The 6,744-nt window shown below is 49.7% G+C and carries 6 protein-coding genes and 2 pseudogenes; 6 read left to right on the top strand and 2 right to left on the bottom strand.

Annotation, left to right across the window (positions count from 1 at the left end; all coding sequences use genetic code 11):
* Nucleotides 1-141 (bottom strand): annotated as a pseudogene (locus tag D908_RS20620) (LysM peptidoglycan-binding domain-containing protein); the annotation flags it as partial.
* A gap of 139 nt (nt 142-280) precedes the next feature.
* Here D908_RS20620 and def point away from each other — a divergent pair.
* The 6 genes from def to D908_RS04790 are packed head-to-tail and all read left to right on the top strand — an operon-like array spanning nt 281 to nt 6,557.
* A complete protein-coding gene (gene def, locus D908_RS04765; protein WP_000115006.1) occupies nt 281-790 on the top strand; it encodes a peptide deformylase in 510 nt (169 codons plus the stop codon).
* A 20-nt stretch (nt 791-810) separates the two neighbouring features.
* Nucleotides 811-1,758 carry a methionyl-tRNA formyltransferase gene (gene fmt / locus D908_RS04770; RefSeq protein ID WP_005526119.1) on the top strand — a complete coding sequence of 316 codons (948 nt, stop codon included), beginning with the start codon at nt 811-813 and terminating at the stop codon, nt 1,756-1,758.
* A gap of 56 nt (nt 1,759-1,814) precedes the next feature.
* Nucleotides 1,815-3,095 (top strand): 16S rRNA (cytosine(967)-C(5))-methyltransferase RsmB, encoded by a 1,281-nt coding sequence (rsmB, locus tag D908_RS04775; protein ID WP_005526117.1) that lies wholly within the window; start codon nt 1,815-1,817, stop codon nt 3,093-3,095.
* 59 nt (nt 3,096-3,154) lie between these two features.
* Entirely contained in the window at nt 3,155-4,531 is a 1,377-nt protein-coding gene (gene trkA, locus D908_RS04780; protein ID WP_000691364.1) for a Trk system potassium transporter TrkA, read from the top strand.
* An 11-nt stretch (nt 4,532-4,542) separates the two neighbouring features.
* Nucleotides 4,543-5,988 carry a TrkH family potassium uptake protein gene (locus D908_RS04785; protein ID WP_000933522.1) on the top strand — a complete coding sequence of 482 codons (1,446 nt, stop codon included), beginning with the start codon at nt 4,543-4,545 and terminating at the stop codon, nt 5,986-5,988.
* 14 nt (nt 5,989-6,002) lie between these two features.
* A complete protein-coding gene (locus tag D908_RS04790; protein WP_005526112.1) occupies nt 6,003-6,557 on the top strand; it encodes a DUF3157 family protein in 555 nt (184 codons plus the stop codon).
* A gap of 55 nt (nt 6,558-6,612) precedes the next feature.
* Here the strand turns inward: D908_RS04790 and D908_RS04795 are convergent.
* Nucleotides 6,613-6,744, bottom strand: a pseudogene (locus D908_RS04795) (PAQR family membrane homeostasis protein TrhA); the annotation flags it as partial.

Raw genomic sequence — 6,744 nt, 5'->3', positions numbered from 1 at the left:
AGGGTATCGCCCTTCACCACGGTATAAGTTGTGGGCATTTTGTTTAAGAGTCAGCGGTGTTTGCTCATCCGCGGTCACCTGTTCACTGAGTAAAGCGAAAGGTAATAAAGCGCAGGCAATATAACGGGTTAATCGTGCCATGACCTTGCTTCCTTGGTCGAAAAATTTACTGGGTATCGGAGAAATCACGTCCGGATGCTGTCATTTGGGTCATAAAATGTCTAGAATTGAGCCAACACGCATTAAGCTGTTTCGGCACAGTTCAACATTTCGAGTGTATATGTCTGTATTACAAGTATTAACATTCCCAGATGATCGACTGCGTACCGTTGCAAAACCGGTCGAGAAAGTGACGCCAGAAATCCAACAAATCGTCGATGACATGTTGGAAACCATGTATGCCGAAGAAGGCATTGGATTGGCGGCAACTCAAGTCGATATTCACCAACGTATCGTGGTGATCGATATTTCTGAAACTCGCGATCAGCCTATGGTGCTGATTAACCCAGAAATTATCGAAAAACGCGGTGAAGATGGTATTGAAGAGGGTTGTTTATCTGTCCCTGGCGCACGGGCTTTAGTTCCACGCGCTGCAGAAGTGACAGTGAAAGCACTGGATCGCAATGGTCAAGAGTACAGCTTTGAAGCTGACGACCTACTGGCTATCTGTGTACAACATGAACTCGATCATCTAGCGGGTAAGCTGTTTGTTGACTATCTGTCACCACTTAAGCGCAACCGCATTAAAGAGAAGCTAGAGAAAATCAAACGCTTCAACGAGAAAAAATAGCTATTTACTGTGAGGTAACCTTGAGCCAATCACTACGTATTGTCTTTGCAGGTACTCCGGATTTCGCCGCCCGTCACTTGGCGGCGTTATTGTCTTCGGAGCACGAGATCATTGCGGTCTACACCCAACCCGATCGCCCAGCGGGTCGCGGCAAAAAACTCACTGCCAGCCCAGTCAAAACCCTTGCACTTGAGCACAACATTCCGGTTTATCAACCAGAAAACTTTAAATCTGAAGAGTCAAAACAGCAACTTGTCGCACTCAACGCTGATCTGATGGTAGTGGTTGCCTACGGCTTACTGTTGCCAAAAGTGGTTTTGGATACCCCAAAACTCGGCTGTATTAATGTGCACGGCTCCATCCTACCTCGTTGGCGTGGTGCTGCGCCGATTCAACGTTCTATTTGGGCGGGCGATAGCGAAACCGGTGTCACCATCATGCAGATGGATGTCGGCCTTGATACGGGCGATATGCTGAAAATCACTACTCTGCCGATCGAAGCGAGCGACACCAGTGCTTCCATGTATGACAAGCTGGCTGAACTTGGCCCTCAAGCGCTGCTAGAGTGCTTAGAAGATATCGCCCAAGGCACTGCGGTTGCGATAAAGCAAGACGATGCGCTGGCCAACTATGCTCATAAGCTCAGTAAAGAAGAAGCCCGTATTAACTGGAATGATGAAGCCGCCCATATTGAGCGCTGCATTCGCGCCTTTAATCCTTGGCCGATGAGCCATTTTGAAGTAGCAGAAAACAGCATTAAGGTTTGGCAAGCGCGTGTTGAAACACGAGCAGTAACTCAAACTCCGGGTACCATTATCCAAGCAGATAAGAGCGGGATTTACGTGGCAACCGGGCAAGATGTACTAGTGCTCGAAAGCCTGCAAATTCCGGGCAAGAAAGCCTTGCCAGTACAAGATATTCTCAATGCGCGTGCCGACTGGTTTAGTGTCGGTTCCCAACTCAGTTAATCCTGAACCCTAGCCGATGGATGGCTAGGGTTCAGCTTTTTTGTTTAGGTTTTATTATGAATGTTCGCGCCGCTGCTGCATCGGCTCTTTACCAAGTGGTTGATTTAGGGCAGTCCCTGTCTAATGCTTTGCCTGCGGCTCAGCAGCAAATCAGACCGCGAGATCACGCCTTGCTGCAAGAGATCTGCTATGGCGTTTTGCGCCAGTTACCGCGTTTGGAATCCATTAGCCAATCCCTGATGGAAAAACCGCTGAAAGGCAAACAACGTGTGTTTCACTTCCTTATCTTGGTCGGCCTTTATCAATTAAGTTTCATGCGTATCCCAGCCCATGCGGCAGTAGGTGAAACGGTTGAGGGCGCACAAGATCTGAAAGGCCCTCGTTTGCGTGGTTTGATTAACGCAGTCCTGCGTAACTATCAGCGCGATCAAGAACGCTTAGATGCCCAAGCCACCAGCCATGATGCAGGTCGTTACGGTCATCCTGGCTGGTTACTGAAGTTGCTCAAAGAGAGTTATCCCGAGCAATGGCAACAAATCGTCGAAGCCAACAACAGCAAAGCCCCAATGTGGCTGCGTGTTAACCATCAGCACCACAACCGTGATGAATACAAGACACTGCTTGAGCAAGCAGATCTCGCTAGCGAACCGCATTCGCAAGCGGAAGATGCACTTTGCTTGGCGAGTCCTTGCGATGTAAATCAACTTCCCGGTTTTGCCGAAGGTTGGGTTTCCGTACAAGATGCCGCAGCACAGTTAGCACTAACTTACCTTGCCCCTAAAGCGGGAGAGCTGATCTTAGATTGCTGCGCTGCTCCCGGAGGCAAAACCGCGCATATTCTGGAGCGTACTCCAAATAGCCAAGTCGTCGCCATTGATTGTGATGAAACACGCCTCAAACGCGTACAAGAAAACCTGCAGCGTTTAAACCTCAACGCGCAGGTGATTTGTGGTGATGCGCGTTACCCACAAGATTGGTGGCAAGGCGAGCAATTTGATCGCATCTTATTGGATGCTCCTTGTTCTGCAACAGGCGTTATTCGCCGCCATCCTGACATCAAATGGCTGCGTCGCGCGGAAGATATCCCAGCATTAGCTGAGCTACAGCGCGAAATTTTGGACGCTATGTGGCAACAATTAAAACCCGGTGGTACTTTGGTGTACGCAACGTGCTCGATCACACCACAAGAAAATAGCTTGCAGGTCAAAGCGTTTCTGGAACGCACACCGAATGCTAGCTTGGTTGGCTCAGATCCCGCACAACCCGGCCGACAGATCCTTCCCGGAGAGGAAGCTATGGACGGTTTCTATTACGCCGTGTTAAGCAAACAAAACTGATTCGGTAAACCAAGGCGAGCCAACTCGCCTTGGGCGTGAGCAAACAAAGAGAACAGGTTATGAAAATCATCATTCTTGGTGCAGGGCAAGTGGGCGGCACGCTAGCCGAAAACTTAGTCGGTGAGAACAATGACATCACGGTCGTCGATAAAAACGCTGACCGACTGCGCGATTTACAAGATAAATATGATTTACGTGTGGTTAATGGCCATGCCAGCCACCCCGATGTACTGCGCGAAGCAGGGGCACAAGATGCCGACATGCTAGTCGCCGTCACCAATACCGATGAAACCAACATGGCCGCGTGTCAGGTTGCCTTCACTTTGTTTAACACGCCCAACCGTATTGCACGTATTCGTTCTCCTCAATATCTGGCCGAAAAAGAAGCGCTGTTTCAATCTGGTGCTGTACCCGTTGATCATCTGATTGCCCCTGAAGAACTAGTCACCAGCTATATCGAGCGCTTGATTCAGTATCCTGGGGCATTGCAAGTAGTGAGCTTTGCAGAAGAAAAAGTCAGCCTTGTTGCGGTGAAAGCCTATTACGGCGGTCCGCTAGTGGGTAACGCTCTTTCGGCACTGCGCGATCACATGCCACACATCGACACTCGGGTTGCAGCGATTTTCCGTCAAGGTCGCCCTATCCGCCCGCAAGGTACCACGATTATTGAGGCGGATGATGAAGTGTTTTTCATCGCCGCCAGTAACCATATTCGCTCCATCATGAGTGAGCTACAGCGCCTTGAGAAACCCTATCGCCGGATCATGATTGTTGGGGGCGGTAACATAGGTGCAAGCCTTGCTAAGCGCTTGGAACACACCTACAGCGTCAAATTGATTGAGCGTAGCTACCAGCGTGCCGAGCAGCTATCTGAAGAGTTAGAAAACACCATCGTATTCTGTGGTGATGCAGCAGATCAGGAATTGCTGTCGGAAGAGAACATCGATCAGGTAGACGTGTTTATCGCGCTCACCAACGAAGATGAAACCAATATTATGTCGGCCATGCTGGCGAAACGTATGGGTGCCAAAAAAGCCATGGTGCTGATCCAGCGCAGCGGCTATGTAGACTTAGTACAAGGCGGCGTAATTGATGTGGCGATTTCACCACAACAAGCCACCATTTCCGCATTGTTAACCCACGTTCGCCGTGCCGATATTGTTAACGTTTCTTCTTTACGTCGTGGAGCGGCAGAAGCGATTGAAGCCATCGCCCACGGTGATGAAGCCACATCTAAAGTCGTAGGACGTGCCGTGGGAGACATTAAACTGCCACCGGGCACAACAATCGGTGCGATTGTTCGCGGCGAAGAAGTACTGATTGCCCATGATCGCACAGTCATCGAGCAAGACGACCACGTCGTCATGTTCTTGGTCGATAAAAAATATGTGCCCGACGTGGAAGCTCTATTCCAGCCGAGCCCATTCTTCCTGTAGGGGTTGGCGTTATGCTCAACTTACGCCCCATTACCTTTATTATCGGGCTGGTGCTCTCCAAGCTGGCCCTGTTTATGTATGTACCGACCCTCGTTGCCTTTTTTACCGGTAGCGGTGGTTTCCTCGATTTCGCACAAGCGGTGATCATCACCCACTTAGTCGCCTTCATCTGTTTGAGCATTGGTCGTACCGAAAGCTTTCGGTTGAACGTGCGTGATATGTTTTTGATCACCAGTCTGGTGTGGACCATTTCCAGTGCGTTTGCTGCTTTGCCTTTTGTGTTTATCAACCACATCAGCTTTACTGACGCCTACTTTGAAACCATGTCCGGACTGACTACCACAGGCTCCACTGTACTGAGCGGTTTGGACGATATGCCACCCAGCATTCTGCTCTGGCGCTCAATATTGCAATGGTTAGGCGGGGTGGGCTTTATTGTGATGGCGGTAGCGGTACTGCCGATGCTCAACGTGGGTGGGATGAAGCTGTTCCAAACAGAATCGTCTGACTGGTCTGATAAAAGTAGCCCACGCGCTAAAACGGTCGCGAAAAACATTGTTGCGGTTTATCTGGTGCTCACTGGGTTGTGTTTCTTGAGCTATATCGCTACTGGCATGACCCCATTTGAAGCCATTAACCACGCCTTTACGACTCTGTCGACGGGCGGATACTCGACCAGTGATAGTTCAATGAACCGCTTCTCTCATGGGGCACATTGGGTGGCCACCCTGTTTATGTTCCTTGGGGGACTGCCGTTTTTGCTGTTTGTACAAGCCTTACGTAAACAGAGTCCACGTGCTTTACTCAAGGATGAACAAGTACGCGGCTTCTTCTGGCTGTTTATGATATCGAGTCTGATTGTCGCCACTTGGCTGTGGCTGAGAGACGACTACGAAATTATGGATGCGTTGCGAGTCTCCATGTTTAACATTGTCTCCGTCGTGACCACCACAGGGTTTGGTTTGGATGATTTCACCTCTTGGGGTGCCCTGCCCTCAACCATTTTTGCTTTCCTGCTCATGGCGGGGGCATGCTCAGGTTCAACCTCTGGCGGCATTAAAGTGTTTCGCTTCCAAATTGCGATGGCACTACTGAAAAAACAACTGCTGAACTTGGTTCATCCTTCAGGCATCTTTATTCAGCGCTATAACCAACGTCCTGTAAACGAAGAGATCATCCGCTCTGTCGTCGCTTTTGGTTTAACCTTCTTTATCACCATCGTGGTGCTGGCTGGCGCGTTATCAGCCATGGGATTAGACTCGATCACCAGCATCTCCGGCGCAGTAACCGCTGTAGCAAACGTAGGCCCTGGTATGGGGAGTGTGATCGGCCCAACGGGTAACTTCGCAGCCCTGCCCGACGCAGCAAAATGGTTATTAAGCTTGGGTATGTTGATGGGTCGTTTGGAAATTCTAACTATACTCGTACTGTTTTTCCCTGCATTCTGGCGCCACTAGAAGGATTGATAATAATGAAAAAACTAATTTCGGCCGTCAGTTTAGCCAGCCTATCTACACTGGTTTTTGCAGGGGAAACCTTGCAGTTGAAAGATGGTCGCCAAGTTCAATTGAATGACGACTTTACGTGGCACTACGTACAAAAAACAGAAACCACGACAAGCCAACCGAGCGTAACACACACCGCACCCTTGATTGTGCAACCCTCATTAACCAGCGTCGTGATCAACGTCGGTGAGAACCGACCAGTGCTACAGCTGAGTGATTCCGGTGTGGATGTGGTACTCAGTGCCCCACGCTACGAGCAAGGCAAACTCAGGTTAGATAGCGCCATTACTAATCAGAGTAGCCAATCAGTTATTGCGGTTCGCTTAGTCATCCGAGTACAAGATGCGCAAGGCGTTTGGGGAGAAGAGCAGGAAGTGACGATTTGGCAGTCGATCAAGCGCTTAGCAGAGACTTATCTGCGTCCGCACACATCGGTAGAAGGCAAACCTATTGAGCTGAGCCTAAATGAGCAAACGCAATACACTTTGCACGCAACCATCAAGCAGATCGAAACACGCTAAACCACTAACACCTTGACCTTGAGCGACTAGCGGGTGAATGGGAAAGCGCGCGATGCTAAATCGGTTCCACGTAGAGATAAATCGCTAAGAAATGGCACGCACAACCCGCCAAAACAAAGGCGTGCCAAATCGCATGGTTATAGGGAATACGTTTTGCAACGTAGAAAATTACCCCGAGCGAATAGAT

Source organism: Vibrio mimicus CAIM 602 (assembly GCF_000338875.1).
In the GTDB taxonomy this organism is placed as follows: Bacteria; Pseudomonadota; Gammaproteobacteria; order Enterobacterales; family Vibrionaceae; genus Vibrio; species Vibrio mimicus.
This window is presented reverse-complemented; position numbering and strand designations above follow the sequence as displayed.

Coding starts and splice junctions, on each gene's coding strand:
- def (WP_000115006.1), top strand. CDS start 281: ATGTCTGTATTACAAGTATTAACATTCCCAGATGATCGACTGCGTACC.
- rsmB (WP_005526117.1), top strand. CDS start 1,815: ATGAATGTTCGCGCCGCTGCTGCATCGGCTCTTTACCAAGTGGTTGAT.
- trkA (WP_000691364.1), top strand. CDS start 3,155: ATGAAAATCATCATTCTTGGTGCAGGGCAAGTGGGCGGCACGCTAGCC.
- D908_RS04785 (WP_000933522.1), top strand. CDS start 4,543: ATGCTCAACTTACGCCCCATTACCTTTATTATCGGGCTGGTGCTCTCC.
- D908_RS04790 (WP_005526112.1), top strand. CDS start 6,003: ATGAAAAAACTAATTTCGGCCGTCAGTTTAGCCAGCCTATCTACACTG.